General features: G+C 71.9%; 23 protein-coding genes. 12 read left to right on the top strand and 11 right to left on the bottom strand.

Features of this window, described 5'->3' with window-relative positions:
- The first annotated feature begins 97 nt into the window (after nucleotides 1–97).
- The 3 genes from ACMATS_RS32760 to ACMATS_RS32750 all read left to right on the top strand — a co-directional run bounded on the left by ACMATS_RS32760 (nucleotide 98) and on the right by ACMATS_RS32750 (nucleotide 4,023).
- On the top strand, nucleotides 98–2,467 hold the full coding sequence (locus ACMATS_RS32760; protein WP_414169946.1) for a right-handed parallel beta-helix repeat-containing protein: 2,370 nt from the start codon (nucleotides 98–100) through the stop codon (nucleotides 2,465–2,467).
- An 87-nt stretch (nucleotides 2,468–2,554) separates the two neighbouring features.
- Nucleotides 2,555–3,391, top strand: a complete 837-nt coding sequence (locus tag ACMATS_RS32755; protein ID WP_390775907.1) for a DeoR/GlpR family DNA-binding transcription regulator — start codon at nucleotides 2,555–2,557, stop codon at nucleotides 3,389–3,391.
- Nucleotides 3,392–3,540: 149 nt separating this feature from the next.
- Entirely contained in the window at nucleotides 3,541–4,023 is a 483-nt protein-coding gene (locus ACMATS_RS32750; protein WP_390775908.1) for an SRPBCC family protein, read from the top strand.
- Nucleotides 4,024–4,036: 13 nt separating this feature from the next.
- On the opposite strand, the gene ACMATS_RS32745 is transcribed toward ACMATS_RS32750, so the two are convergent.
- A complete protein-coding gene (locus ACMATS_RS32745; protein ID WP_414169945.1) occupies nucleotides 4,037–5,161 on the bottom strand; it encodes a PLP-dependent cysteine synthase family protein in 1,125 nt (374 codons plus the stop codon).
- A 112-nt stretch (nucleotides 5,162–5,273) separates the two neighbouring features.
- On the opposite strand from ACMATS_RS32745, the gene ACMATS_RS32740 reads away from it, so the two are divergent.
- Nucleotides 5,274–5,594 (top strand): hypothetical protein, encoded by a 321-nt coding sequence (locus ACMATS_RS32740; RefSeq protein ID WP_414169944.1) that lies wholly within the window; start codon nucleotides 5,274–5,276, stop codon nucleotides 5,592–5,594.
- 144 nt (nucleotides 5,595–5,738) lie between these two features.
- Nucleotides 5,739–6,209 (top strand): ATP-binding protein, encoded by a 471-nt coding sequence (locus ACMATS_RS32735; RefSeq protein WP_390775911.1) that lies wholly within the window; start codon nucleotides 5,739–5,741, stop codon nucleotides 6,207–6,209.
- A 115-nt stretch (nucleotides 6,210–6,324) separates the two neighbouring features.
- On the opposite strand, the gene ACMATS_RS32730 is transcribed toward ACMATS_RS32735, so the two are convergent.
- Nucleotides 6,325–7,548 carry an ROK family protein gene (locus ACMATS_RS32730; protein ID WP_414169943.1) on the bottom strand — a complete coding sequence of 408 codons (1,224 nt, stop codon included), beginning with the start codon at nucleotides 7,546–7,548 and terminating at the stop codon, nucleotides 6,325–6,327.
- Between the two features lie 17 nt (nucleotides 7,549–7,565).
- Here ACMATS_RS32730 and ACMATS_RS32725 point away from each other — a divergent pair, with 17 nt between their 5' ends.
- Both ACMATS_RS32725 and ACMATS_RS32720 read left to right on the top strand, forming a co-directional pair.
- Nucleotides 7,566–8,768, top strand: coding sequence for an MFS transporter (locus tag ACMATS_RS32725; RefSeq protein WP_390775913.1), 1,203 nt, complete (start codon nucleotides 7,566–7,568; stop codon nucleotides 8,766–8,768).
- A gap of 36 nt (nucleotides 8,769–8,804) precedes the next feature.
- A complete protein-coding gene (locus ACMATS_RS32720) occupies nucleotides 8,805–9,695 on the top strand; it encodes a DUF2797 domain-containing protein (protein WP_414169942.1) in 891 nt (296 codons plus the stop codon).
- A gap of 11 nt (nucleotides 9,696–9,706) precedes the next feature.
- Here ACMATS_RS32720 and ACMATS_RS32715 read toward each other — a convergent pair whose 3' ends face one another.
- Nucleotides 9,707–11,293, bottom strand: a complete 1,587-nt coding sequence (locus ACMATS_RS32715) for a CocE/NonD family hydrolase (RefSeq protein ID WP_414169941.1) — start codon at nucleotides 11,291–11,293, stop codon at nucleotides 9,707–9,709.
- Nucleotides 11,294–11,780: 487 nt separating this feature from the next.
- Nucleotides 11,781–12,017, bottom strand: coding sequence for a hypothetical protein (locus ACMATS_RS32710; RefSeq protein WP_390776165.1), 237 nt, complete (start codon nucleotides 12,015–12,017; stop codon nucleotides 11,781–11,783).
- A 192-nt stretch (nucleotides 12,018–12,209) separates the two neighbouring features.
- Between ACMATS_RS32710 and ACMATS_RS32705 the strand changes: the two genes are divergently transcribed.
- From ACMATS_RS32705 to ACMATS_RS32695, 3 genes are all read left to right on the top strand, one after another.
- Entirely contained in the window at nucleotides 12,210–13,469 is a 1,260-nt protein-coding gene (locus ACMATS_RS32705; protein ID WP_414169940.1) for an XRE family transcriptional regulator, read from the top strand.
- A complete protein-coding gene (locus tag ACMATS_RS32700; RefSeq protein WP_414169939.1) occupies nucleotides 13,466–13,999 on the top strand; it encodes an NUDIX domain-containing protein in 534 nt (177 codons plus the stop codon). The genes ACMATS_RS32705 and ACMATS_RS32700 overlap by 4 nt, the downstream gene beginning before the upstream one ends.
- 675 nt (nucleotides 14,000–14,674) lie before the next feature.
- Nucleotides 14,675–15,226, top strand: coding sequence for a hypothetical protein (locus ACMATS_RS32695; protein ID WP_414169938.1), 552 nt, complete (start codon nucleotides 14,675–14,677; stop codon nucleotides 15,224–15,226).
- A 238-nt stretch (nucleotides 15,227–15,464) separates the two neighbouring features.
- On the opposite strand, the gene ACMATS_RS32690 is transcribed toward ACMATS_RS32695, so the two are convergent.
- Both ACMATS_RS32690 and ACMATS_RS32685 read right to left on the bottom strand, forming a co-directional pair.
- Entirely contained in the window at nucleotides 15,465–16,358 is an 894-nt protein-coding gene (locus ACMATS_RS32690; RefSeq protein ID WP_414169937.1) for a hypothetical protein, read from the bottom strand.
- Nucleotides 16,359–16,569: 211 nt separating this feature from the next.
- Nucleotides 16,570–17,805, bottom strand: a complete 1,236-nt coding sequence (locus ACMATS_RS32685; protein ID WP_414169936.1) for a geranylgeranyl reductase family protein — start codon at nucleotides 17,803–17,805, stop codon at nucleotides 16,570–16,572.
- 171 nt (nucleotides 17,806–17,976) lie between these two features.
- On the opposite strand from ACMATS_RS32685, the gene ACMATS_RS32680 reads away from it, so the two are divergent.
- The gene (locus ACMATS_RS32680; protein WP_414169935.1) at nucleotides 17,977–19,362 is read left to right on the top strand and encodes a dipeptidase; all 1,386 of its coding nucleotides are present in this window, start codon (nucleotides 17,977–17,979) and stop codon (nucleotides 19,360–19,362) included.
- Between the two features lie 85 nt (nucleotides 19,363–19,447).
- Here the strand turns inward: ACMATS_RS32680 and ACMATS_RS32675 are convergent, their stop codons facing one another.
- From ACMATS_RS32675 to ACMATS_RS32660, 4 genes are all read right to left on the bottom strand, one after another.
- Nucleotides 19,448–20,359, bottom strand: coding sequence for a hypothetical protein (locus tag ACMATS_RS32675; protein WP_414169934.1), 912 nt, complete (start codon nucleotides 20,357–20,359; stop codon nucleotides 19,448–19,450).
- Between the two features lie 215 nt (nucleotides 20,360–20,574).
- Nucleotides 20,575–21,438, bottom strand: coding sequence for a helix-turn-helix domain-containing protein (locus ACMATS_RS32670; protein ID WP_414169933.1), 864 nt, complete (start codon nucleotides 21,436–21,438; stop codon nucleotides 20,575–20,577).
- A 114-nt stretch (nucleotides 21,439–21,552) separates the two neighbouring features.
- The gene (locus ACMATS_RS32665) at nucleotides 21,553–22,593 is read right to left on the bottom strand and encodes an NUDIX domain-containing protein (RefSeq protein ID WP_414169932.1); all 1,041 of its coding nucleotides are present in this window, start codon (nucleotides 22,591–22,593) and stop codon (nucleotides 21,553–21,555) included.
- Nucleotides 22,594–22,688: 95 nt separating this feature from the next.
- Nucleotides 22,689–23,651, bottom strand: coding sequence for an ROK family protein (locus ACMATS_RS32660; RefSeq protein WP_390775927.1), 963 nt, complete (start codon nucleotides 23,649–23,651; stop codon nucleotides 22,689–22,691).
- A gap of 219 nt (nucleotides 23,652–23,870) precedes the next feature.
- Between ACMATS_RS32660 and ACMATS_RS32655 the strand changes: the two genes are divergently transcribed.
- Nucleotides 23,871–24,851, top strand: coding sequence for a LacI family DNA-binding transcriptional regulator (locus ACMATS_RS32655; RefSeq protein ID WP_414170837.1), 981 nt, complete (start codon nucleotides 23,871–23,873; stop codon nucleotides 24,849–24,851).
- 211 nt (nucleotides 24,852–25,062) lie between these two features.
- Here the strand turns inward: ACMATS_RS32655 and ACMATS_RS32650 are convergent, their stop codons facing one another.
- Complete coding sequence (locus ACMATS_RS32650; RefSeq protein ID WP_414169931.1) at nucleotides 25,063–25,437, bottom strand: hypothetical protein; 375 nt, start codon at nucleotides 25,435–25,437, stop codon at nucleotides 25,063–25,065.
- Nucleotides 25,438–25,465: the final 28 nt, after the last annotated feature.

Genomic DNA, 25,465 nt, shown 5'->3' with positions numbered 1-25,465 from the left:
AGGACACCTCTTCAAGCGCCGCGCGCGCTACGGTGGTGCGGCCGGTACTCATCCGTCCCGGGTGGACGCATGCACGAGGTGGGGGCACAGCAGCACCATGGCACAGGGCTCGGTCCAGGTGACGCACACCGGCACGTCGCGCTGGCGACGTCGCACGGGAGAGTACGACTCCCTCTCATCGGCCCTGGACGCGGCCGCCGACGGGGACGTGCTGTCCCTCTCCCCGGGCACCTACCGGGAGAACCTGGTGGTCTCGCGGGCCGTCACCCTGCGGGGTGCCGAGGGCGCGCCCGGTGCGGTGCGGATCGCGCCGACCGAGGGCGTCGCCGTCACCGTGCGCGCCTCCGCCCGGCTGGTCGACCTGCACATCGAGGGCCACGACGCCGCGCAGCCGGCGCTCCTGGTGGAGGGCGGCGCACCGGAGTTGGAGGGTCTGCGGGTGGCGACGCGCTCGGCCGCGGGCATCGAGGTGCGCGGGGGCGCCCGGCCGACCGTGCGCGCCTGCACCGTCGACAACCCCGGGGGCGTGGGCATCAGCGTGCTGGACGGCGCGGGCGGGGTCTTCGAGGACTGCGAGGTGGTCGCCGCGGGCCAGGCGGGCGTCTCCGTGCGCGGCGGGGCCGCCCCCCGCCTGGAGCGCTGCCGGGTGCACCACGCCCGGGGCGCGGGGCTGTCGCTGACCGGCGAGGGCAGCACGCTGGAGGCGGCCGGCTGCGAGGTCTACGAGATCAAGGGCACGGGCGTACAGGTCACTTCGCGCGCCACCGGGCGGCTGACGGACTGCCGGGTGCACCGCACGTGCGGCGACGGGGTGTCGCTGGACACCGACGCGGTCCTCGCCCTGGCCGACTGCGACATCCACGACGTCCCCGAGAACGCGGTGGACGTGCGGGCGCGTTCGGTGCTGACGATGCAGCGCTCGACGGTGCGCCGGTTCGGGCGCAACGGCCTGTCCGTCTGGGACCCGGGCACCCGGGTCGAGGCGGGCCAGTGCGAGATCCACGACAGCACCGGCGACTACCCGGCGGTGTGGGTGAGCGACGGCGCCGGCGCCGTCCTCGACGCGTGCCGCCTGCACGACGTGCCGGACGCGCTGTTCGTCCTCGACCGCGGCTCGCGCGTGGAGGTCTCCGGCAGCGACCTGTCCCGGGTGCGGGGCACCGCGGTGTCGGTGAGCGGCGGGGCGACGGCCCTGCTGGACGACTGCCGGGTCCGCGAGGCCACCACCGGGGTCTGGTTCCGCGGTCACGACAGCGGCGGCAAGCTGACCGGCTGCACCCTGGACGCGACGTCGACCGGCGTGATCGTCACCCAGGGTGCGGACCCGGTCGTCGAGCGCTGCACGGTGAGTTCACCGGCGGAGGCGGGCTTCTACGTGTCCGCGGAGGGCCGGGGTACCTTCCACGGCTGCCGGGTGACCGGCAGCAGCGGCTACGGCTTCCACGTCATCGACGGCTGCCGGACGACGCTCACGGACTGCCGCGCGGAGCGGTGCGCGCGCGGCGGCTACGAGTTCGCCGAGGGCGGCCCGGTCAGCGAGGGGTGCACGAGCGACGAGCCGGCGGCCCCCGTGGTGCGCGCCGTGGAGACGGCGCACCGGCCGCTCGTCCCGCCGATCCCGGAGCAGCGCGTCTCCGACTCCGTTGCGGTGTCCGCGCGTTCGTCGTCGACGGTGCTCCGCGAACTCGACACGCTGGTGGGCCTGGACAGCGTCAAGCGCGAAGTGCGCGCCCTGATCGACATGATCGAGGTCGGGCGCCGCAGGCAGCAGGCGGGGCTCAAGGCGGCCTCCGTCCGGCGCCATCTGGTCTTCACGGGCTCGCCCGGCACCGGCAAGACGACGGTGGCGCGGCTGTACGGCGAGATCCTGGCGGCGTTGGGGGTGCTGGAGCGCGGGCACCTGGTGGAGGTCTCCCGGGTGGACCTGGTGGGCGAGCACATCGGCTCGACCGCCCTGCGCACCCAGGAGGTGTTCGACCGGGCGCGCGGCGGGGTGCTCTTCATCGACGAGGCGTATGCGCTCTGCCCCGAGGACGGGGGGCGGGACTTCGGCCGCGAGGCCATCGACACGCTGGTGAAGCTCATGGAGGACCACCGCGACGAGGTCGTGGTGATCGTCGCCGGCTACACGGCCGAGATGCAGCGCTTCCTGACGGTCAACCCCGGTGTGGCGTCGCGCTTTTCGCGCACGATCACGTTCGGGGACTACGCGCCGGACGAACTGCTGCGCATCGTGCAGCAGCAGGCGGACGAGCACGAGTACCGCCTCGGCGAGCGGGCGTCCGAGGCCCTGCTCGCCTACTTCACGGCCGTCCCCCGGGGCCCCGCCTTCGGCAACGGCCGCACGGCGCGCCAGACCTTCGAGGCGATGGTCGAGCACCACGCGGGCCGCGTGGCGCGGCTGCCCTCCCCGAGCACGGAGGACCTCACCCTGCTGGTCGCGGAGGACCTGCCGGCGTTGCCGTGAGCCGTACCGGCGGTGCCGGACCCGCAGCAACCCTTACGTGGGACAATGCAGCCCGCAGGGCGAGCGGTGACGGAAAGGGACGGCCGGGTGGACGACAACCAGAATCTCCTGGCGGAGCAACGGCGCGCCCTGATCCTCGACGAGGTCAGGCGGCGCGGCGGGGTGCGGGTCAACGAGCTGACGCGGAGGCTCAACGTCTCGGACATGACGGTCCGCCGCGACCTGGACGCCCTCGCCCGCCAGGGCGTCGTGGAGAAGGTGCACGGCGGCGCCGTGCCGGTCGCCGAGCCCACCTCGCACGAGCCCGGCTTCGAGGCGAAGGCGGTCCTGGAGCTGAGCGCCAAGGAAAGCATCGCGCGGGAGGCCGCGAAGATGGCCCCGCGCGGCAGCGCGATCGCGCTGGCGGGCGGCACGACGGCCTACGCCCTGGCGCAGCAGCTGGTGGACATTCCGGACCTGACGGTGGTCACCAACTCGGTGCGGGTCGCCGACGTCTTCCACAGCACGCAGCGCACCATGACGGCCTCCGGCCCGGCGGCCCGCCCGGGCGCGGCGACGGTGGTGCTCACGGGCGGGGTGCGGACCCCGTCGGACACCCTGGTGGGCCCGGTCGCGGACGCGGCCATCCGCTCGCTCCACTTCGACGTGCTGTTCATCGGGGTGCACGGCATATCCGTGACGGCCGGCCTCTCGACGCCCAACCTCGCGGAGGCGGAGACGAACCGGCACTTCGTGCGCTCCGCGCGCCGGGTCGTGGTGCTGGCCGACCACACCAAGTGGGGGACGGTGGGTCTGAGTTCGTTCGCCTCGCTCGACGAGGTCGATGCCCTGGTGACGGATGCGGGACTGCCGGCGGAGGCCCGCTCGGAGATCGCGGAACGACTGCCGGAACTGGTGGTGGCGGGACCGTCCGAGACGCCCTGAGCGGATTTCCGGGCCCCGTAAGCCCCGCAAAGGGGCGCGAGGAACTGCGCGACCAGCCACGGACCACCCGCAGCCGCAGTACCGCACTTCCAGCGGAGCGCCTAAGGTTTCCGCGACCACGCGATCCGCCGATGTCCGGGGGTGCCGGGATGCCGCTCAGAAAGCTCCGCCCCGTGGGGCCCGCCTTCGCCGGGACCGCGCCGCTGCGCTTCGCGTTCGCGGCCCGGATGGCGGCCCCGCCGGAAGCGGTGTACCGCGCGCTGGCCGACGAAGTGGAGGCCTGGCCGCGGTGGTTCGGTGCGGTGACACTGGCCCGGCCGCTGGAGGCGGAGGGCCTCGGCGGCCGCGAGATCCGGCTGCGGGGAGGGCTCCGCTTCCGGGAGACGATCACGACCGCGGACGAGCCGAAGCGGTACGCCTACCGGGTCGACCTGACGAACGCCCCCGGTGTACGGGCCCTGTTGGAGGAGTGGCTCCTGGTCCCGGCGGGCGCGGGGACGGTCGTCACGTGGACGGTCGCCCTGGACGCGGCCCCGCTCGCGGGCCCGCTGCTGCGGCTCGTCCGGCCGGGCGTGGCACGGGAGTTCCGCCGGTCGGTCCGCACCCTGGACCGGCGGCTCGCGGCGGGCTGACCCTGCCCTGGCATCAGGGCCAGCGGCCGGTCGCCAGGAAGGTGCTGATGGCCAGGGCGTAGGGCGTGATGTCCAGGCCCTGTTGGGCGAGCCAGGCGTCGGAGTAGTACTTGTCGAGGTAGCGCTCGCCGGGGTCGCAGATGAGCGTGACGATGCTGCCGCGGTGCCCCTCGCCGGCCATCTCCGCAACGATCTTGAGGGCGCTCCACAGCCCGGTGCCCGTCGAGCCGCCCGCCTTGCGCCCGACGGCCCGGTCCAGGGCGCGCACGGCCGCGACGCTCGCGGCGTCCGGGACCTTCATCATGCGGTCGATCACGCTCGGCAGGAAGCTGGGCTCCATCCGGGGCCGCCCGATGCCCTCGATGCGCGAGCCCCGCTCGCTGGTCGCCCCCGGGTCGTGGTCGCGCCAGCCGTCGAAGAAGCAGGAGTTCTCGGGGTCGGCGACGCAGATGCGGGTGTCGTACTGCAGGTAGCGCACGTACCGGCCGAGCGTCGCGGAGGTGCCCCCGGTGCCGGCGGTCGCGACGATCCAGACGGGCTCGGGGAAGCGCTCGTCGCGCAGCTGGCTGTAGACGGACTCGGCGATGTTGTTGTTGCCCCGCCAGTCGGTCGCCCGTTCGGCGTAGGTGAACTGGTCGATGTAGTGGCCGCCGGTCCGTTCGGCGAGGGCGACCGCCTCGGTGTACATCGCACGGGGGTCGTCCACGAAGTGGCAGCTCCCGCCGTGGAATTCGATGAGCCGGCACTTCTCGCGGCTGGTCGTACGCGGCATGACCGCGACGAAGGGCACGCCGATCAGCTGGGCGAAGTACGCCTCGGAGACGGCGGTGGAGCCGCTGGAGGCCTCGATGACGGGGAACTCGGGGCGGATCCAGCCGTTGCACAGCCCGTAGAGGAACAGCGAACGGGCAAGGCGGTGCTTGAGGCTTCCGGTGGGATGGGTGGACTCGTCCTTGAGGTAGAGGTCGACGCCCCACTCCTCTGGGATCGGGAAGCGCAACAGGTGTGTGTCGGCCGAGCGGTTGCCGTCGGCCTGCACCTTGTGGACGGCCTCCTTGAGCCAGGTGCGGTAGGCCGGGTCGCTGCGGTCCACGTCGACGGTGGGCACGGGGCCCCCGGACTGCTGTGTGCTGTTCACGCCGGGCTCCTGACGACGACCCCCACGACCAACATAAAGGGGTACTGGTGCCCGGGCCTCCGCACGGGCAGACTGCGGACGGAGAACCTTCCGGCCGGAGAGGCGGTGTGCCGTGGCAGAACCGGAGTTCACTGCGACGGGGGTGGGGATCGAGTGCGCCCGCAGGTCGCTCACCCGGGCCGGCCAGGTGAAGATCCGTGACGGCAGGCTGGAACTGCTGACCAGCTACGGCCGGGAGATCGACAGCGCGCCGGTGGTCTCGGTCCACGCGAGCAAGCCGTGGTTCGCCTCGCGGGACCGGGCCCGGGCGACCGTCAACGGCACCCGGTACGTGCTCACGCTGGGCCGGCGCGACGCGGACCCCGGCGATGCGGCGGACGCCGCGGTCGACCGCTTCCTGGCGGCAGTGCGGGCGGCGCACGAGGGCACCTGACGGGCGCACGAGTTGCGCACTCGGCCATGAGCACCGACGCTTGTTGCGTACCGGTATCACCGAGAGTCCTGCGCACATCGACAGCCCGTATCGACAGCGCACTTCTGCATCAGGCTAGCCCTACTTCTTCAGGGAGTCGCAGCCGTGATCAGCCGAGTGAACAAGCACTGCACCGTTGAACTCCAGGCTCTCCCCCCGCGGATCCGCCAGGTCCGCAGAATCGTATCTGCGCAGCTTCGCTACTGGCATCTCGATCCGCTCATCGATTCCGCGGCGCTCGGGGTGACCGAGCTGCTGACCAACGTGCACCTGCACGCGCAGCCGGACAAGCGCTGCACGGTCGAGATCGACCTGGTGCCGGAGCGGCTCACGGTCTCGGTGCGCGACCACGATCCGCGGCTGCCGTGCATCAAGGTCCCGGACACGGACGGACTGACCACGCACGGACGCGGTCTGGCCCTGGTGGCGGCGGTGAGCGAGAGCTGGGGCGTACGGGAACGCCAGGACGGCGGCAAGGTCGTGTGGTTCACGCTGCCGGTGCCGATTCTGGAGACCGCCGTGGCTTTGGAGCAGTTGCCGACCCTGAACGAACCGGCATTGACCCGCGCCCCGTAGGGGCGCGGGTCAGCCACTCCCCCAGCTACCGCTGGGAGGTACCCCCAGCGGCTCCGCCGCGTGGGCGCGACAAGTCACAACGGCCCCGCACCCGAACACGCACCGCCCCCGTGGGCTACCCCAGCACCGCCAACGGATCGTCCAGCACCGGCTGCCACGCCGCCTCGGCCGCACCGATGAGACTGCCGTGGTCGAGCGTGCACGCGAGAATCGGCACGCTCCCGCTCCGCCCCCACAGGCTGCGGTCGGCGACCACGGCCCGCAGCCGCTCGGGGTCGGCCTCCAGCAGCTCGCGGTGCAGACCGCCCAGCAGCACCCGGTCCGGGTTGAGGATGTTGACCAGGCCCGCGAGCCCGAGCCCGAGCCGGTCGACGAGCAGCTCGACCGCGGTGCGCACGGCCGGGTCCGCGTACTCGGAGCGGATCAGGTCCCGGGACTGCTGCAGCAGCGACACCGCGGGGCCCGGCTCCCGCCCCGCCGCGGTGACGAAGGCCAGCGGGTCGGCCTCGACGTCGAGGCAGCCGCGGCTGCCGCAGTGGCAGGGCAGGCCCGCGGGGTTGACGGTGAGGTGGCCGACCTCCAGGGCGAGGCCCGAACTGCCGCTGTGCAGGCGGCCGTCGAGGACGAGCGCCCCGCCCACGCCGCGGTGCCCCGTGGCCACGCACAGCAGGTGCCGGGAGCCCCGGCCCGCACCGTGCCGGTACTCGGCGAGGGCGGCGAGGTTGATGTCGTTGCCCGCGACCCCGGCGAGCGGGGCGCCGCCGGGCCCGGTGATCCCGGACTTGGCGAGGGCCTCGGTGAACAGCTCGCGCACGGGCGCGCCCACGGGCCAGGAGAGGTGCAGCGGGTTGAGGGCGGTGCCGTCCGGCTCGGCGACGGCCGAGGGCACGGCGAGCCCCGCGCCCAGGCAGCGGCGCCCGGTCTCGCGCAGCAGCCCGGCGCCCGCGGCCACGACGGCGTCGATGATGTGGGAGGGGTCGGCGGGCACCGTCATGCAGCCCGGTGCCGTGGCGACCGTCCGGCCGCCGAGTCCGACGAGCGAGGCGCGGAAGCCGTCCGCGTGGATCTGCGCGGCGAGGACGACGGGGCCGTTCGGCGCGACGGACAGGCGGTGCGACGGGCGGCCCTGGGAGCCGGCGGCGGCCGCCGGGCGGGCGTCGACCTGGATCAGGCCGAGCGCCTCCAGCTCGGCGGCCACGGCCCCGGCGGTCGCCCGGGTCACGCCGAGTTCGGCGGTGAGGACGGCGCGCGTGGGGGCACGGCCGGTGTGCACGAGCTCCAGGGCGGGGCCGAGGGCGCCGCGGCCCCGCTCCAAACGTGTTGTCCGAGTCTGGGTCACGCCTCTATTCTGACTTTGTGCCGACGCTGAACAAAATACGGACGGCCGTTTTTCCGGGGACGCACCGAGCCCCGGACGCACCGGCACTCCGTATCCTCCGCGCCCGACTGACCGTCTTCTTCGCCCTCGACGGCTTCCTCTTCGCCGGCTGGGTGGTCCGCATCCCCGCGATCAAGGAACGCACCGGGGCCTCCGCCGGAACCCTCGGACTGGCCCTGCTGGGCGTGTCGGCGGGTGCGGTCGCCACCATGATGATCACAGGCCGGCTGTGCCGGCGCTTCGGCAGCCACCCGGTGACGGTCGCCTCGGCGGTCCTGATGTCGCTGGGCATCGCCCTGCCGCCGCTGGCCGGTTCGGCGCTCGCCCTCGGCCTGGTGCTGCTGGTCTTCGGCGCCGCCTACGGCGGGCTCAACGTCGCCATGAACAGCGCGGCCGTCGATCTCGTGACGGCACTGCGCAGGCCCGTGATGCCGAGCTTCCACGCCGCGTTCAGCGTCGGGGGGATGCTCGGGGCGGGGCTCGGCGGCCTGGTCGCCGGGCAGGTGCCGGTGACGGCGCACCTGCTGCTGTTGACCGCGCTCGGCCTGGCCGTCAGCGCCGCGGCGGGCCGCGGGCTGCTCGCGCACCCGGTACCGGAGCGGGAGCGGCCCGCGGCGGCCGCCGCCCGGAGCTCCCGCCCCGCCGGGCGGCTGGTCGCCCTCTTCGGGGTGATCGCCCTGTGCACGGCGTACGGGGAGGGCGCCCTCGCGGACTGGAGCGCCCTGCACCTGCAGCAGGACCTCGCCGCCCCGGCGGGCGTGGCGGCCGTGGGCTACTCCGTCTTCGCCCTGGCCATGACCGTGGGCCGGCTCGCGGGCAGCTCGCTGCTCGCACGGCTCGGCCAGACGCGCGTGCTGGTCGCGGGCGGGGCGACGGCGGCAGCGGGGATGCTGCTGGGCGCGCTGGCCCCGACGGTGTGGGCCGCGCTGGCCGGCTTCGCGGTGACGGGCCTGGGCCTGGCCAACGTCTTCCCGGTCGCGGTGGGCCGCGCCGGGGAGCTGGCGGGCCCGAGCGGCGTGGCCGCGGCCTCGACGTTCGGCTACGGCGGCATGCTGCTGGGCCCGCCGGCGATCGGCTTCCTGGCGGAGGCGTACACCCTGCCCGTGGCGTTGACGACGGTCGCGGCGCTGGCCGCGACGGCGGCGGGGCTGGCGTACGGGGCACGACGGGTCGTCCAGTAGACAGGACCGGTGAACAGGACCGGGAGAATGCACCCCATGCACACCGACTGGCGCTGCACCGGCCTCCGCTGGTCCCCGGCCGAGGGCCCCGCCCTCACCTGGCACCACCCCGTCCACGGCGACCGCCTCTCCCCTATCCCGCCGGAAAAACACCTCGCCTTCACCACCGGCCCCGCCCGCCACTGCATCGGCGTGCGCCGCGCCGGCCGCCACACCCCGTGCCCGACGGAGGCCCTCGTCCCGCCGGGCGCCGTCTCCGCGCAGTGCCCCGAGTGCGCCCGCCTGGACCGCTCGCACTCCGTCGCGGCCGACACGGCCGCCGACGACCCCCGCCCGTACGACGTCTACCTCGCCTGGTTCGCCCCGGGCCTGATCAAGGTCGGCATCACGGCGGCCGAGCGCGAGGGCGCCCGGCTCCTCGAACAGGCCGCGCTCTCCCACGCGTTGCTCGGCCGCGGCCCGCTGATGGCGGCTCGGCGCGCCGAGTCGGTGCTGGGCGCGGCACTGGACGTACCCGACCGGTTCCCGTACGCGGCCAAGCGCGCGGCCCGGCACCCCGTACCGCCGCAGGGACGGCGCACGGCCGAACTGGCGGAACTGCACGACCGCGCGTGCCACCTGCCCGGCCTCCCGGAGTCCCTCGCGGTACGGGACTTCGCCCCGGTGCACCACGACACCGTGTTCCACCTGGACCGGCTGCGCCCGGACCCCGGCACCGTGGAGCTCGCCCCCGGCCGCACGGTGGCGGGCCGGGTGGCCGCCGTGGCCGGGCCGGACGTGTATCTGGACGCCGCGGACGGGCGGTTCCTGCTGCTCGACGCCCGGCAGCTGGCAGGCTGGGACCTCACCGCGGCGACGCCCGGCGCGCCGACGACGGCGGACGTGAGGTCCGCCGGAGCGACGGACGGCCCCGAAGCCCTGTTCTGAGATTCTGAGCATCAATTCCCGAGCATCAGTGCGGAGTCCGAGTGAAGGGTGATGCGCACCGGCACGAAGGCGGTGGCGTCGACCGGCGACTCTCCGGTGCCGGGGTTGCGGGCGTAGCGCGGGTGGGCGCCTGCGCTGATCTGCCAGCGGATGCGGTGCCCGGCGGCAAAGCGGTGGGCGGTGGAGCTCATCGGCACGGAGACCTGCGAGGGCTCCTGCGCGGCCGTCCTCAACCGGCCCGCTCCGTCACAGACGTTGACGGAGCGGCCTTGTGCGTCGACGTCGCACAGGCGGGTGAAGACATCGGCATGACCGGTGTCCGTGGAGATGCTCAGCTGCGCGGAGACCGGGCCGAGCACGTCCACGGGTTCGGTCAGCGGAGGTCCGGTGAACGTGAGGACGTCGTCCCGGACTTCGAGGGCGCTGTTGTCCCGGGGACCGGCATGGCGGGAGAGCAGCGGGCCGCCGAGGGACGGGGTGGGGTCGGCGGGGTCGTAGCGGAAGGACCGCAAGGGTACGGAGTCGGTGGGGGCCTGCCGGGTGAGGTGCCCGTCGGGGGTGGGGAACCACGAGGTGACGTCCGGGGCCGGCGGCCAGGTGTCGAGGTCCCGCCAGGCGTCCTCGCCGCCGACGTGTACGCGTACCCCGGTCGAGCGCAGGCCGGAGGGGTCACCGCACAGGTGCGCGCGCAGCCAGGCGAGGCTCTCGGCGAACACCTCGGGCCACCCCTGCTGCAGTGCGGAGTGGTGGGTCCAGGGGCCGACGAGCAGGGCGGCCTCGCATCCGGCCCGGCGCAACCGGCCGTACTGTTCGAGGGTCTGGTCGAGCAGCACGTCGTGCCACCCGCCGATCAGACTCGTGGGGACCTTGTGCCGGTCCGCCGCCCCGGCCATTGATATGCCGCGCCAGTAAGCATCTTTGGCGTCCGGGTGCGTCATCACGTCGTCCAGCCAGGGCACTTCACCGAGCGCGGACACGTGTGCGCCGCGCAGCGGCTGCGCGGTGGTGATGCTGCGCAGCCGCCTGTGCAGACGCAGGCTCGCCTTCAGCAACGGCGCGATCCCCCGGTGCTGATACGTCATGCCCAGGCCGACGGTGAGGGCGTTCTCGAGATGAAGCACACCACCCGCGTGGAAGAAGGCATGGGGATCGTGCAACCCCACCTGAACCACCATCGCCTTCAACTCCGGCGGCGGATCCAGTGCAAGGGCCCACTGCACGTATCCCAGATAACTGGGGCCGACCGTCCCCAGGGTCCCGTTGAACCAGGGCTGCTCTCGCAGCCAGGACACCGTGGCCTGCCCGTCGGCGGCCTCGTGGCGCCACGGGACGAACTCACCTCCTGACCCGCCAGTGCCGCGGCAGCTCTGCAGGACCACATGAAAGCCCTGTTCGGCGAAGAGCAGGCCGTACATGGGGGACCACGGCACTCCCCTGCCGTACGGCGAGCGCACCAGGAGCGTGGGGAAGTCGCCGTCCGCGCGCGGGAAGTAGTGGTCGGTGACCAACGGACTCCCGCCGGCGGCCGGCACCACCAGCCCCGGCTCCCACCCGACGCCGTACCGCCCGGCCGGGAGGCGGCGCCACGTTGCCCTCATCAGTCGCGAGGCCAGCGGCGGCTTCCCGGAAGGCGGTACCCAGGCGGGCCTCGTCACAGGGTTGTGTGTGCGTGGTGCCATGGTTCCCCTCCTCATTTCCGTACTACGTACGAGAATAGAGGATGCTCCGGTGACGGCTGCAAGGGGCGCTGCAGTCGAGGGCGTTCACGTTCGGTGTCGCGGAGTTCGCACGCGATCGCCCAGACAGGCCGAATCCGCGGGGCCCAGCCGCAGGGGAGGGCCGTCCTCGAACGTCAGCACAACCGCCATGGTCCCCGAGCGCCAGTCCTGGCGGACGCCCTTCACTTCCCTTTCCTCGCCCTCTACGGCGATCACGTCTCCGGGCTTCACGCGTTGCGACCACACTCGTGTCATTGCCGTTCCTGTCCGTCCGGGGCCCTCAACAAGGCCCGTGCCAAATCGATTTGGGGGCGCCGCCTCCCGATCGCGGGGGAGGCCCAGGACGGCAGCGGCCGAACCCCGGCTCTCACACGGACACCCGGTTCGGCGCGGCGCCAGGTCCGCCGACCTGATGTCGCCCCTCCTTGACGCCTGCTTGTCTCCGCTCCTCGACAGTCGCCAGCCTCAGCGCCTCTGGCCGTGCGTCCCACTCACGGCCACCACCGGGCGGGCGCAGCTGGATGTACGGCCCTTCATGTCCCATGAGCCGACCGATCTTGCCCCGCCCCTTGTCCACCACCCAGGAGCCCACTCGATATGTCATCGACACCGACCGACCGTTCATCCCGTTGCTCCTCATCTCGACCATGCCGCACAGCCCACGTGGCAAGGTGAGCTCCGTTGCTCCATTGAACGACCACGACCGGAGCGCGGGTGACCTCCTGAGGTGACGCCAGGATGGAGTCAGGTGCGCCGTCGCAGGTACTGTCGCCCTGAGCCGGGGAGAGGGGTCAGGATGCAGCAGTCGACACCCCGTGAACACGTCGCCGCTGGGCTACTTGACGACGAACAGTTCAGGCACGCGTGCGCCAACCGGGACATGGGCACGGTATTCCGCTTGCTCAATCACCGCGGCTTCAGCACTCGCCTCATCGCCGGACTAGCGGGAATCACGCAAGGCCGACTCTACGACTACATGAACGGGAAGAGGCGGGTGGAGAAGCTGGCGATCTTTGAACAGATCGCCGACGGCTTTCGCATCCCGGGGCACCTGCTCGGGCTTGCAAATCGACCATGGGAGCCTCGACTCAGCCCGCCCGAAGACGCGAGACCACCGCGGCCGGCCGACGCTGATGACCTCACAGCCATGACCACGTTCCGTGACGCAGACAGAGCAACAGGTGGAGGGCGTCTGTACGAGGCCGTCGCGCGCCATTTGAGCAACACCATTGCCCGACGCCTGGTCGATGCCAACAGCGAACCTCAGGTCTTCGCGGCGGCAGGAGCCTTTGCGGAAATGGCCGGTTGGATGGCTCACGACTCAGGCCGTGACGAGCTAGCGGACAAGCACTTCGCACGCGCACTGGCCCTCGCACGGGCATCCGGAGACACGCTGCTCTCCGCCAACATCGCGGCCAGCAGCAGCCACCTTGCCCTCCAGACAGGAGATCCAGCCAGGGCCGTACATTGGGCGCACGCAGGCCTCGACATTGCCAGCCGAGGACCTTCCTCGTCTTCGCTCACCGCAAAGCTCCACGCCATGAAGGCGAGAGCTGCTGCCGCAGCTGCCCAACCGGCCACAGCTTCACGAGCCTTGGACCAGGCGTGCCAGGACTTGGACAAGCAGCCGACCACGGCACACTCTTGGGTGAGTCCCTTCGACACGGCCTCTCTGGCCAGTGAAGCCGCCCTCGCCATGCGGGACATAGGGAGGTACGACGATGCTTTGGAACATGCTGAACAGGCAATCCAGTTGTGCGAGAAGGGCCGAGCACGTTCCCTCGCATTGAGCCGCATCACGCTGGTGACCATCCACGTCTGCCGGGCCGACATGGACGCTGTCGTGCAGTTCGGGCGAGACCTGCTGACCACCGATCCGTCGCTGAGCTCGGTACGAGTCACCAACCATGTGGCGAACCTGAGGAATCGGCTGGCGGACCACCGGTCCTACCCGCCCGTGAGGGATTTTCTGGCATGTCTGGACGACTTCATGCGGACACGGTCGCTGCTGCTCGCCGACCTCATGCCGCCTCGCAGTGAAGGCGCTCCGACATGAAACCGACACCATCAGACCCTGTTGCATGGAATGCGTATTTGGCGGAAGGAAATGCCAAACAGGCCCGCAAGCGCGTCGCCGCTGATGTGCTGCTGCATGATGCAGCCGGTGATTTCTTGCTGGTCAAACCCACTTACAAACCCGGGTGGGATCTCCCCGGCGGCATGGTCGAGGCCAATGAGGCACCTGATCTCGCCGCGACTCGTGAGCTCAGGGAAGAACTCTGCCTGACAACAACGATCCAGGGTTTGCTGGTCGTGGACTGGGTCGCGCCGCACGGGCCATGGGACGATCAACTGGCGTTCATTTTCGACGGTGGCGAGATCGACAGCGACGCGGCCGCTGGAATCCGCCTCGACGACGGCGAGCTGTCGGAGTTCGCGTACTTCCCCGTCGGCGAAGCAGAGAGACTGCTCCGACCGCGCCTCGCCCACCGGTTCAGGGCTGCCATTGCCGCGCTCGCGGACGGGGTGCCGCGTTATCTCCGTGCGGGAGCAAGCGGGACAGCGGCGGCGAAGGCCGGGACGTGAGCGCGCAGCATCGGCACCCTCGGCGCGCGCCGAGCCATCGGATGCGTTCAAGGCTTGCGGCAGAGTGGGTAGGGGCGAGGGCAGAGAATCGCTTCTCGGTGTCGCGGAGCAACTGCCGCCGCTGGGCCGGGGACTTGTCGGCGACGCGGTCGAAGCTGATCCACCGCAGGTTCTTGATGCCTATCTTGCCGAAGGTGCCCTGGAAGAGGATTTTGGTCAGCGGGTCGCGGTACCACCAGCGGTAGGCCCTGTCCGGGGTCCGAGTGGTACCAGTCGTCCATCGACTGGGAATACCCGCCGGACCCGTCGCCGTGGACCGAGGAACAATGGGCCCTGTTCAGGCAGCAGGCGGACACCGCGCTGGACGCTCTGCGCCGTGAACTGGGCAACGGCTGGACGGTCGAGGACAGTCGTCGAGTCTCGTGACACGATGCAGAGCAGCGGGCTGACCATCGAGACAGCCCGCTGCAACAGCTAGGCCCTGTCCGGTGGGTCGGGCGGCCCTCGACCTCGCAGGCACGCCGAGCCTGGCGGAAGGTGTCCGGTGTGTCGTGCGCGCCCTGGGTGGCGCCTGTGCGCCCCTGCACGGGCATGTCGTCGGCGGGCCTGGCGGGCCGACCATGGCCGGTATTCGACGGGGTCACCGCACCCCGCACCGGACAGAAAGGGTCTGCCATGTGTGCGCCGAAGACCAGGAGAACCGCACCCGCCTCAGCAGCAGCGGCACTGCTGCTCGCCGCGGCCATCCCCCTGGCAGGGCCGGCCACCGCCGCCCACGCCGTCACCGTCGACGTCAACTGCACGGGCACGGACCAGGAGAACTACACCCCCGGTCTGACGCTGAAGCCTCAGCTCGTGCACGACCACTCGGTGGACACGTTCCCCCACTGTGTCTCCACGGACCGCACACTGACCAGCAGCCAGCCGGCCATAGCCGACACCGACCTCGTCCTGTCCTGCCTGAAGCCGTTCTTCACCGGCCCGCTCACCTTTACGCTCGTCTGGAACAACGGCAGGACCAGCGCGTTCAGCGGTACGACCGCCACGAACTCGACCGGCGGCAGCCTGCTCAGCACCTTCACAGGCAAGGTGACGGCCGGTGAGTTCCAGGGCGACTCTGCCGAGTTCGTCTTCGACGCCGGCCAGCTGAACATGAAGCAGTGCGCCCAGCCCGGCGGACTGACCCGCGAGAGCGGCCCCGTCACCCTGACGCTCCAGAAACCGTAGCCAACAGCCCGGACGCCGCGCCGCGAGAAACAGGTGCGACGTCCGGCACCGATCGGACAGGCCCTAAGACGCACAGGGAAGTGCACGACCAGCCCTGACAAACCCGCAGCCGAACACCCAACCGTGCCGGAGGCATGCGGTCAGCGCAGCGTGGAAGAGCCCGGGGCGACGCTCGAAGAGTTCGACGGCTGCCTCACCGCAACCGCACGCCGCCCCTGACGACACCGCGCCTGCAAAGTCAGCAGTTGCCCTCGGCGAAGACCCACTCGACCGTGCTCACGACGAACGCCTTGTCGAGCCACCGCTCCAGGGTATCCAGGTCGGAACATCCGGTGACGCGTTCCCTCACCTCATCCGGCACGGAGATCCCTCGCTTCTCCAGCACACGCAACACCAACCGTGCGCGCTCCTCGACCTTGCCCGCGGCCTCGCCTTCCAGGTACTTCTCCTCGACGAGCGTGCCACGCCCGGGGAAGAAAGAGCCCACACCCATCAGATCCCTCCAGATTTCTCTCGCCTGGGCGTCTGCCAGGCCGACTTCCAGCAGTTCCGAGTAGTACGCGAAGGACACGGGGTCGGCTGTGCGCAGTGCACACGCCAGCGCCTCCAGTATTGCCCCAGCATTCCGGCCACGGCTATGTGTCATGGCGGCGAATACTGCCAGAGTAAGGTCCTCGGCAGCCTCCCCCGGGTCGGTGATCACCGGGACGTTCCCCGGCCCCACCACCAGCGGATGCACCGACAGAGCAGCCCAGTAGCCCGGGCCGAGCTCGAACGGCCCGGCCGCCCAGTCGGCGGTGGCCTTGTCGTGGCACACCACCAGCAGGAGCGCCGGACGCTCGTACTTCGCCGTCAAATAGGCCAAGTAGTACGCCCAGCTCGCTTCCTTGTCCGGATCCCGACGCCCCTGCGCCTCGATGGCGAGTACGAACCCCTCGCCCTCCGACGGATCGATGCGCAACACGCTGTCCACCCGCCGCTCCAGCGGACGGATCTCCGTCGCATCCGCGGTGAGCACCTCGACCGTCGCCTTCTCGGGAGGTGGCAGGCCCAGGATCTTGAACACGGGCGCGAGCAGCTTCGGACGGTCCTGGAAGATCCGGTGCGAGGCCTCGTGGTGCGAAGTAACCATGGGCCGACGTTATGAAGAGGCACACGGGCCCGTCCGACAAACGATTGCCAACCACACGTTCGAGTGGCAATGCGCCGATCCGCCCACGGGAGCCCACGAGAGCCACGCCCCACACTCCTGTGCGGGAGGACGTCCTTGCGGCGGGGACGCACGCTCCGGCACCGACCGGCCCCGGCGACCTCGGCACCCCCGCCTCAGGCGGTACGGCCCGTCAGCCCCGGTCCATCCTCGACAACACCCGCCGCGCCAGCGGATGCACCCGCACGACCTCGGCCAGAGACGTGGTCCCCCGCGTGATCTGCGCGAACGCGCGCCACGCAGGCGGGAATCCGGTGATCGCGGCGTGGAAGAGCCCGGGCCTGCGCTCGAAGAGCGCCAGCAGGCGGCGGCCGACGCCCATCTCCACGCCGAGCCCGGCCTTGATGGCGAAGGCGTAGTTGAGCGCCTGCCGACGGGCGTCGACGGCGTCCTGCGCCTCGGCGATCCGTACGGCCCACTCCCCCGCCAGGCGCCCGGAGCGCAGGGCGAAGGAGATGCCCTCGCGGGTCCACGGCTCCAGCAGGCCTGCCGCGTCGCCGCACACGATGACGCGGCCGCGGGAGAGCGGGGAGTCCTCGGACCGGCAGCGGGTCAGGTGGCCGGAGGAGATGCTCGGCTCGAAGCCCGCGAGGCCCAGGCGGCCGATGAAGTCGTCCAGGTAGCGCTTGGTGGCGGAGCCCTCGCCGCGGGCGGAGATCACGCCGACGGTGAGGGTGTCGCCCTTGGGGAACACCCAGCCGTAACTGCCGGGAATCGGGCCCCAGTCGATCAGCACCCGGCCGGCCCAGTCCTCGGCGACGGAGGCCGGCACCGGGATCTCCGCCTCCAGGCCGAGGTCGACCTGGGCGAGCTTCACGCCGACGTGCGCCCCTATCCGGCCCGCGCTGCCGTCCGCGCCGACCACGGCACGGGCAAGCAGGGTGCGGCCGTCGCCGAGCACGACGGCCACCGTGCGGCGGTCGGGCACGGACGGGCCGTGCTGCTCGACGCGGGACACGGCCACCCCGGTGCGCACCTCGGCACCCGCGGCCCGGGCGGCGTCCACCAGGCCGGCGTCGAACTCCGGCCGGTTGACGAGCCCGAAGAGCATCCGCCGGGAGCGGCGGGTGCGGACCATCCTGCCGTTGTGGGAGAAGGTGACGGCGTGGATCCGGTCCCGCAGCGGCAGCCGGAAGCCGGGCGGCAGGGCGTCCCGCGAGGGGCCGATGATGCCGCCGCCGCAGGTCTTGTACCGCGGCAGCTCGGACCTCTCCAGCAGCAGCACCCGGCGGCCCGCGGCGGCCGCGGCGTGGGCGGCCGAGGCCCCGGCGGGGCCTCCGCCCACCACCACGACGTCCCACACCGGCTCCGTACCGGGCGTACCGGACTCGTCCCGGCCCTCTTCCCGGGCTGCGCTGTCGCTGCTCACCGCGTTCTGCTCCCCATCGACCACCGGCTACGACTACGGTCCGCATCCTACGGCCCACCGGCCAGGACACCCGCCGCGGGAACCTCCGGGGCGGTCGTGCGAGGATCGGGACCACAGTCACGATCGCCCGTAACCCACGGACACACGACACCGCGCCCACAAGGAGCGTCCATGGACACGTCCCCGACCCACCGACCGGACCCGGCCGCACTCGCGACGACCGTCGCCTCGCTGCAGCCGCGCGCCAAGGCCGAGCTGGCCGAACTGGTCGCCTTCAAGTCGGTCGCGGACGAGGCGCAGTTCCCGAAGAGCGAGTGCGAGGCGGCCGCGGCCTGGGTGGCCGGCGCCCTGCGCACCGAGGGCTTCGAGGACGTTGCCCTGCTGGACACCCCCGACGGCACCCAGTCCGTCTACGGCATCCTGCCCGGCCCGGCCGGCGCCCCCACGGTGCTGCTCTACGCGCACTACGACGTGCAGCCGCCGCTGGACGAGGCCGCCTGGATCTCCCCGCCGTTCGAGCTGACCGAGCGCGACGGCCGCTGGTACGGGCGCGGCGCCGCGGACTGCAAGGGCGGCTTCATCATGCACCTGACCGCGCTGCGGGCGCTCAAGGAGCACGGCGGCATCCCGGTCACCGTCAAGATGATCGTCGAGGGCTCCGAGGAGCAGGGCACCGGCGGCCTGGAGCGGTACGCCGAGGCGCACCCCGAGCTGCTGACCGCCGACACCATCGTCATCGGCGACGCCGGAAACTTCCGGCTCGGCCTGCCGACCGTGACGGCGACGCTGCGCGGCATGACGCTGGTGCGGGTCCAGGTGGACACGCTGGAGGGCAACCTGCACTCCGGCATGTTCGGCGGTGCCGCCCCGGACGCGCTGGCCGCCCTGATCCGCATCCTCGACTCGCTGCGCGCGCAGGACGGTTCGACGACCGTCGACGGTCTTGAGGCGGACGGCGTCTGGGAGGGTCTGCAGTACCCGGAGGAGGACTTCCGCAAGGACGCGAAGGTCCTGGACGGCGTCTCCCTGATCGGCTCCGGCACGGTGGCCGACCGGTTGTGGGCCCGTCCCGCGGTCACGGTGCTCGGCATCGACTGCCCGCCGGTCGTCGGCGCCACCCCGTCCGTCCACGCGGGCGCCCGCGCCCTGATCAGCCTGCGCGTGCCCCCGGGCATGGACGCGGCCGAGGCGACGAAGCTGCTCACCGCCCACCTGGAGTCGGCGGCCCCGTGGGACGCCCGCGTCTCGGTGGAGCGGGTCGGCCAGGGCCAGCCCTTCCAGGCCGACACCGAGAGCCCCGCGTACGCCTCGATGGCCGAGGCGATGCAGGTGGCGTACCCCGGCGAGGAGATGCAGACCGCCGGCATGGGCGGCTCGATCCCCCTGTGCAACACGCTGGCCTCGCTGTACCCGGAGACGGAGATCCTCCTGATCGGCCTGAGCGAGCCGGAGGCCCAGATCCACGCGGTGAACGAGAGCGTGTCGCCGGAAGAACTGGAGCGGCTGTCGCTGACGGAGGCGCTGTTCCTGGTCAACTACGCGCGCAGCAAGGCCTGATCGCCCTCGTCGATCGAAACGACTCGGCCCCGGCAGGAACTCCCTGCCGGGGCCTTGTCGTGGGGACGGTCGGGCGGTCGGACGGTCAGGGGTTGCTGACCGTCCAGGCCGAGTTGGCGGTGGTGACCTTGGCGTTCAGGTGGGTGCAGCCGAAGATGGCGCCGTTGGCGTCGGCTGCGGAGTCGGAACTGTCCGGCGCCTTCCAGCTGCCGTTCACCAGTTGCCAGATCTGGGTGGCGCTGAAGGAGTCGTTGGCGGTGTCGGCGCAGATGTAGGGCTGGTTGGTGGAGGGGTTGTTGGCGGAGTAGACCTCGAAGGCGTCCCAGCCACCGACGTTGGGGGACTGCGTACCGTTGTTCTTGTCGTAGCCGGCGGACTGGAAGTAGTTGTCCCACTTGTTCGTCGAGTAGTTGAAGAGCCACATCGTCCACTGGTTGGTGGACGCGTTGGTCTTGCTGATCTGCACCTCGTAGGAGCCGTTCTTGGTGTACGTGGCCTGGAAGTTCGCGTCCATCGCCGTGTACTTGCCGACGGTGTAGCTGTTGCACCAGTCCCAGGCCCAGATCACGGCCGTGTTGTTCTCATAGGCGGTGGTGTTCTCGATGCACGCGTTGCCGGCCGGGTACAGGGTCGGCGCGTAGACGACGTCACCGCTGTTGGACGTGCGCAGGCTCGGGGTGACCGTGTGGTGGGCGTCGGTGGCGGTGGGGGTGTCGGTCCCCGAGGGATAGATCGCCCAGAACTGGTGCACCGGAGCCGGCGAGGCCGAGGCGCTCTGCTTGAGGTGGGCGTAGTGCTGCTTCATGTAGTCGTCGCGCTGCGCAGGTGTCAGCAGCTTCGCCGCGGCACTTCCGGTGACACCGGGAACGAGGTGCGAGGAGTACGGTGCGGGGCTGGGCGGGTCGTTCGGGGCGTGGTGGGCAGCGCCGGCCGCGGTGGCCGGGGTGACTCCCGCGGGCAGCAGACCGAGCACGGCGAGCACGAGCGCACTGAACACGGCTGCCATGGTTTTGCGGAGCGGATGCACGGTGGTCTCCCTTCACTCGGCGCAAGCGCGGAGCAGCTGAAGGAACAGCCGAAAGAACAGCTGAGACGCTTGACGCCCGGGCAAGTCACGGCACTTGGGGAAATTCCCCGACATGGCCGACTTGCGATGCGGTGGAGACGCTACGGCCCGGCCGACGCCGGTGGCGTTCAATTTCCGGCAGCGGATTATCTCGTGCACGTCCCGTGGCGCAGCTGCGAGGGCGACATCCCTTGGTAGCGGCGGAACACCGTCGCGAAGTACTGCGACGAGGAGAAGCCGAGCGCGTGTGCCACGGCCGTGATATCGCATGCGGGGTTGCTTTCGAGCAGTGCCCGCGCATGCTCGATCTTGCGGCGCAGTACGAAATCCCGGGGCGTCGTGCCCGTCTCCGAGCGGAAGACTCCGTGGAATTGGCGTTCCGACAGCCCGGCCGCCCGCGCCAGTTCGGCGACCGTACAGCTTTCGCCGAGGTGCGCGTCGAGCCAGTCGAGCGCCCGGCCCACTCTGCGGCTGTAGGCGACGGGAACGGTCCGGTCGGCGGCATGGAAACTGCGGACGAGGAGAAACACGCACTCCGCCAGAGCGTGCGCCAGAAGGCTCTCGCCGATCCAGTCGCGGGCGTCCTTCACCAGGCCGAACGCCGCTTCCCAGCTCGCCTGCACCTGCGCCGGGACGCGCCAGACCACCGGCCCCCGGGAATCGGCCAGCACCTCGACGGCCCGGGGCAGAGAATCCCGCCCGGGGGGCGGCACCGGCCCCAGCATCATCCAAGCCAGCTCACCGCGGGGCAGGGTGGACGTATCCAAGCGATAGGGCGTATCCGGCAGGATGCGCAGCACCTGCCCCGGCCGGACCTGGTGAGCCGTTTCCCCGAGGACGAACGGAAAGGCCCCCTTCAGCGGAAGCACCAGGGTCAGCAGACGCGTATGACGCCGTCCCCCCGCTCTCCCCCGCGCCGACAGGGATTTGTATCTGCCGAGCAGCACTCGGCAGTTGACACCTTCGGACGACGCGATATCGACTGCGGTCTGCTCACTGAACGGGAACATGGGGCAGCATCCCTCGACGAGGCCGGGATTCAGTGCAGCACTCCGCCCGGAACCCCTACAAGAGAAGCGAAAGAACTCGGACGATCCGACTTACCGCCCCAGCTCCCTTCGCCCTCACCCCACGGGAACTCCCGCCTCGAGATTGAGCGCCCTCCCCCGCTCCCGCGCCCGCAGGGCCCACCGCAAGCGGCTCAGCCGCACCGGCGGAAGCATGGACATCGCCTCGTCCTCCGTCACGAACCGCCACCCCCGCAGCTCCGACCCCGGCAGCAACAGCCGCCGCGCATCGGCCCCGGTGAGCCGGCCGCCGTCGAAGAGGAAGCGCAGACCCCCGTACCCCGGCGGCTTCGGCGGCTCCCAGTCGACGACCAACAGCCGGGGCACGGCGGCGAGTTCGATCCCGATCTCCTCCGCCACCTCCCGCATCCCGGCCCGCGCGGGCGGCTCCCCCGGCTCCACGACCCCGCCCGGGAACTCCCAGCCCGGCTTGTACGTGGGATCCACCAGCAGCACCCGGTCGTCCTCGTCGAACAGCAGCACCCCCGCGGCCAGCGTCTCGGTCGTGGGCTCCGGCGTCTGCACGATCTCGCACGGCCCGGCGGCCCCGCTGCGCACCGCCTGCGCGACGCGCTCGGCGGTCTCGTACGGCGTCAGCCGGCTGTTGTCGACGGCGAAGGCGTCGTCCTTCAGCCAGGACCCCAACGCCTCGTGATAGGGGGTGAGATGCTCCCGCGCCCACTGCCGGACGGCCTCGCTCCGCACGGGGTCGTGCGCGAACTCCACCCGCCCCTCGATCCGCGAACGCAGGATCGTTTCCTCGGGCGCCAGCAGCACATGCCGCACCCGGATCCGCCGCGAGGCCAGACCCCCGAAGATCTCGTCCCGGTACGCCTGCCGCAGCAGCGTCATGGGGACGACGAGCACTCCGCCCAGCTCCGCGAGCAGCGCCGCCGCCGTGTCCACCACCATCCGGCGCCAGACCGGCAGGTCCTGGAAGTCGGCCACCTCCGCCATGCGCTGCGCCGGCAGCAGATGACGCAGCGCCCCGCCGGTCACCTCGGGGTCGTAGAGGGTGCTGCCGGGGATGAGTTCGGTCAGCCGGCGCGCCGTGCTGGTCTTCCCCGCTCCGAACGCTCCGTTCAGCCAGACGATCACGGTTCCCCCTTTTCCGTAGCCCCCTGTGTACTGCCCGGTACACCTTGCCACGGAAAGGTGTACGAGCGGCATGGTGCACGGTCAACACCATGCGCTCAGGGCGCGGCAGTTGCCCACAGCCCCAGCGCCTCCGCGGCGGCGGCCGCGGCCCCCACCAGGCCTGCGTCGCCACCCAGCCGAGCAGGCACGACCTCGATGCCCGCCGTGAACGAGAGCGCGGCGTACTCGCGCAGCCGCTCCCGCAGCGGGACGAGGAGAACGTCCCCGGCACCGGCCACGCCGCCGCCTATCACGGCCACGTCGATCTCGACGAGCGTCGCCGTGGCCGCGATGCCCGCGGCGAGCGCCCGCGCCGCCCGTGCGAAGGAGGCGAGGGCGAGGGGGTCGCCGGCGCGGGCGGCCGCGGCGACACCGGCGGCGCTCGCGTCGCCGTCCGGCCCCGGCCGCCAGCCGGACTCCAGCGCGCGGCGCGCGATGTGCGGCCCGCTGGCGATCCGTTCGACGCAGCCGCGGCCGCCGCAGGCGCAGGGGTCGCCGTCCAGGTCGACGCTGATATGCCCGATATGACCCGCGTTGCCCGTGGGTCCGGGGTGCAGTCGGCCGCCGAGGACGAGTCCGCCGCCCACGCCGGTGGAGACCACCATGCACAGCGCGTTGGCCCGGCCGCGGGCCGCGCCCTGCCAGTGCTCGGCCGCGGTCATCGCGACCCCGTCGCCGACGAGCACCACGGGCAGTCCGCCGATGCACCGCGCCACCTCGGCGACCAGCGGAAACCCGCGCCAGCCGGGCACGTTGACCGGGCTGACGGTCCCCGTGGAGGCGTCCACGGGCCCGGCGCTGCCGATCCCCGCGGCCCGCACCCGGGACCAGTCGGCCGAGCGGCGCAGCTCGCCGAGCACCTCGGCCACGGCGCCCATCACCGTGGCACCGTCCTCGTGCGCGGGGGTCGGCCGCTGCGCCCGCAGGAGCAGTCGGCCCCGGCCGTCCACCAGCGCTCCGGCGATCTTGGTGCCACCGATGTCGAGGGCGGCGACGAGGCCGGGCAGTCCGTCGTGCATGGGGGGTGTTCTCTCCTGGTCGAGGGGTCGGGCAGCGAAGGTGAGGACCGCCAGTCTCCCCCGGTCTTGACAACGTTGTCCAGGCTCTATGCTCTAGCACACGCCCCAGCACCCCGCCCCGTTCCGCCCCGCCCCGTTCCGGAGGACGAGCCGTCCGTGACCGACCGCGCCGCCAACCCCCGCACCCCGCAGCAGCCCCGCTACGGCACCCGCCCGACGATGAAGGACGTGGCCGCCCGCGCCGGCGTGGGTCTGAAGACCGTATCGCGCGTGGTCAACGGCGAGCCCGGGGTCACGGCGGACACCGAGCGGCGCGTCCGGGAGGCGATCGGCGCCCTGGGCTTCCGCCGCAACGACAGCGCCCGCATCCTGCGCAAGGGCCGCACCGCCTCCATCGGCCTGGTCCTGGAGGACCTGGCCGACCCCTTCTACGCCCCGCTCAACCGCGCCGTCGAGGAGGTCGCCCGCGACCACGGCGCCCTGCTCTTTAACGGCTCCAGCGCCGAGGACGCCGACCGCGAGCGCGAACTCGCCCTCGCCCTGTGCGCCCGCCGCGTCGACGGCCTCATCGTCATCCCGGCCGGCCACGACCACCGCTACCTGGAACCGGAGATGGCGGCGGGCGTCGCCACGGTCTTCGTCGACCGCCCCGCGGGCCGGATCGACGCCGACGCGGTGCTCTCCGACAACTTCGGCGGCGCCCGCGACGGCGTCGCCCACCTCGTCGCCCACGGCCACCGCCGCATCGGCTTCATCGGCGACCGCCCCACCGTCCACACCGCGACCGAGCGACTGCGCGGCTACCACGCCGCGATGGACGCCGCGGGCCTCCCGGCGGACGACTCCTGGATCTCCCTGGGCCCCACGGCCCCCGAGCGCGTGACGGCCGAGGCGGAGCGCATGCTCACCGGCCCGCGCCCGGTCACGGCCCTCTTCACGGGCAACAACCGCGTGACGGCGACGGTCGTCCGCGTCCTCGCCCGGCTCCCCCGCCCCGTCGCCCTGGTCGGCTTCGACGACCTCGAACTCGCCGACCTGCTCTCCCCCGGCGTGACGGTCGTCGCCCAGGACGCGGCACGCCTGGGCCGGACGGCGGCGGAACTCCTCTTCCACCGCCTGGACGGTGCCGGTGAGGAACCGCGCCAAGTGGTGCTGCCGACACGGCTGATCGTGCGGGGGTCGGGGGAAGTGGGGCCGTAGGCCGTGTCCGGCGGATCTTCGTCGCGCGACACCGCAGCGCCCCGAAGGGGCGCGGGGAACTGCGCGACCAGCCACCGCCGGCCCGCAGCCGACGCGCTGCCCCGAGGTCCGGGGCGAAGCCCCAAGGACGGCACGGCACGTCATCTGCGGGCACGTCGTGGCTGGTCGCGCAGTTCCCCGCGCCCCTTCGGGGCGCCATGGTGACGCTGCATCAGAACGAGAACGTCGCGCCGCTGAGCATCCAGAAGAACCCCACCACGCCACAGAGCAACAGGCCCAGCGCCCCCAGGAACGCCCCGGTCGCGGCCCCGACTCCCCCGTGCTTCCCGCGGGCGCCCGCGACGGTCCCGCCCAGGAAGGCCCCCGTCAAGGGCGTGCCGAAGACGATGGCGGAAACCGCCGCGAACCGGACGTGGTTGTCGTGGTTGCTCTTCCAGTCGAACGACGACGGGTGCCGGACCAGGTCGAGGGCCTGCGACCACACCCACAGGCTGGGCGCGAGGAAGAGTGCCGCCAGCACGAGGATGCTGAGAACGAGCACGCCTCTGCCGTCTCTGACACGTACGATGTCGGTTCTTTCGGTCATGCTCCCCATCCTGGACGCCGGGTTCGCG

Source organism: Streptoverticillium reticulum (assembly GCF_047456005.1).
Taxonomy (GTDB): Bacteria; Actinomycetota; Actinomycetes; order Streptomycetales; family Streptomycetaceae; genus Streptomyces; species Streptomyces reticulum.
This window is presented reverse-complemented; position numbering and strand designations above follow the sequence as displayed.

Bases quoted from the DNA above. Each gene is read 5' to 3' on its own strand.
- ACMATS_RS32760 (WP_414169946.1), top strand. From the start codon at position 98: ATGGCACAGGGCTCGGTCCAGGTGACGCACACCGGCACGTCGCGCTGG.
- ACMATS_RS32750 (WP_390775908.1), top strand. From the start codon at position 3,541: ATGCCGCTCAGAAAGCTCCGCCCCGTGGGGCCCGCCTTCGCCGGGACC.
- ACMATS_RS32720 (WP_414169942.1), top strand. From the start codon at position 8,805: ATGCACACCGACTGGCGCTGCACCGGCCTCCGCTGGTCCCCGGCCGAG.
- ACMATS_RS32715 (WP_414169941.1), bottom strand. From the start codon at position 11,293: ATGAGGGCAACGTGGCGCCGCCTCCCGGCCGGGCGGTACGGCGTCGGG.
- ACMATS_RS32710 (WP_390776165.1), bottom strand. From the start codon at position 12,017: ATGACATATCGAGTGGGCTCCTGGGTGGTGGACAAGGGGCGGGGCAAG.
- ACMATS_RS32705 (WP_414169940.1), top strand. From the start codon at position 12,210: ATGCAGCAGTCGACACCCCGTGAACACGTCGCCGCTGGGCTACTTGAC.
- ACMATS_RS32700 (WP_414169939.1), top strand. From the start codon at position 13,466: ATGAAACCGACACCATCAGACCCTGTTGCATGGAATGCGTATTTGGCG.
- ACMATS_RS32695 (WP_414169938.1), top strand. From the start codon at position 14,675: ATGTGTGCGCCGAAGACCAGGAGAACCGCACCCGCCTCAGCAGCAGCG.
- ACMATS_RS32690 (WP_414169937.1), bottom strand. From the start codon at position 16,358: ATGGTTACTTCGCACCACGAGGCCTCGCACCGGATCTTCCAGGACCGT.
- ACMATS_RS32680 (WP_414169935.1), top strand. From the start codon at position 17,977: ATGGACACGTCCCCGACCCACCGACCGGACCCGGCCGCACTCGCGACG.
- ACMATS_RS32670 (WP_414169933.1), bottom strand. From the start codon at position 21,438: ATGTTCCCGTTCAGTGAGCAGACCGCAGTCGATATCGCGTCGTCCGAA.
- ACMATS_RS32660 (WP_390775927.1), bottom strand. From the start codon at position 23,651: ATGCACGACGGACTGCCCGGCCTCGTCGCCGCCCTCGACATCGGTGGC.
- ACMATS_RS32655 (WP_414170837.1), top strand. From the start codon at position 23,871: ATGAAGGACGTGGCCGCCCGCGCCGGCGTGGGTCTGAAGACCGTATCG.
- ACMATS_RS32650 (WP_414169931.1), bottom strand. From the start codon at position 25,437: ATGACCGAAAGAACCGACATCGTACGTGTCAGAGACGGCAGAGGCGTG.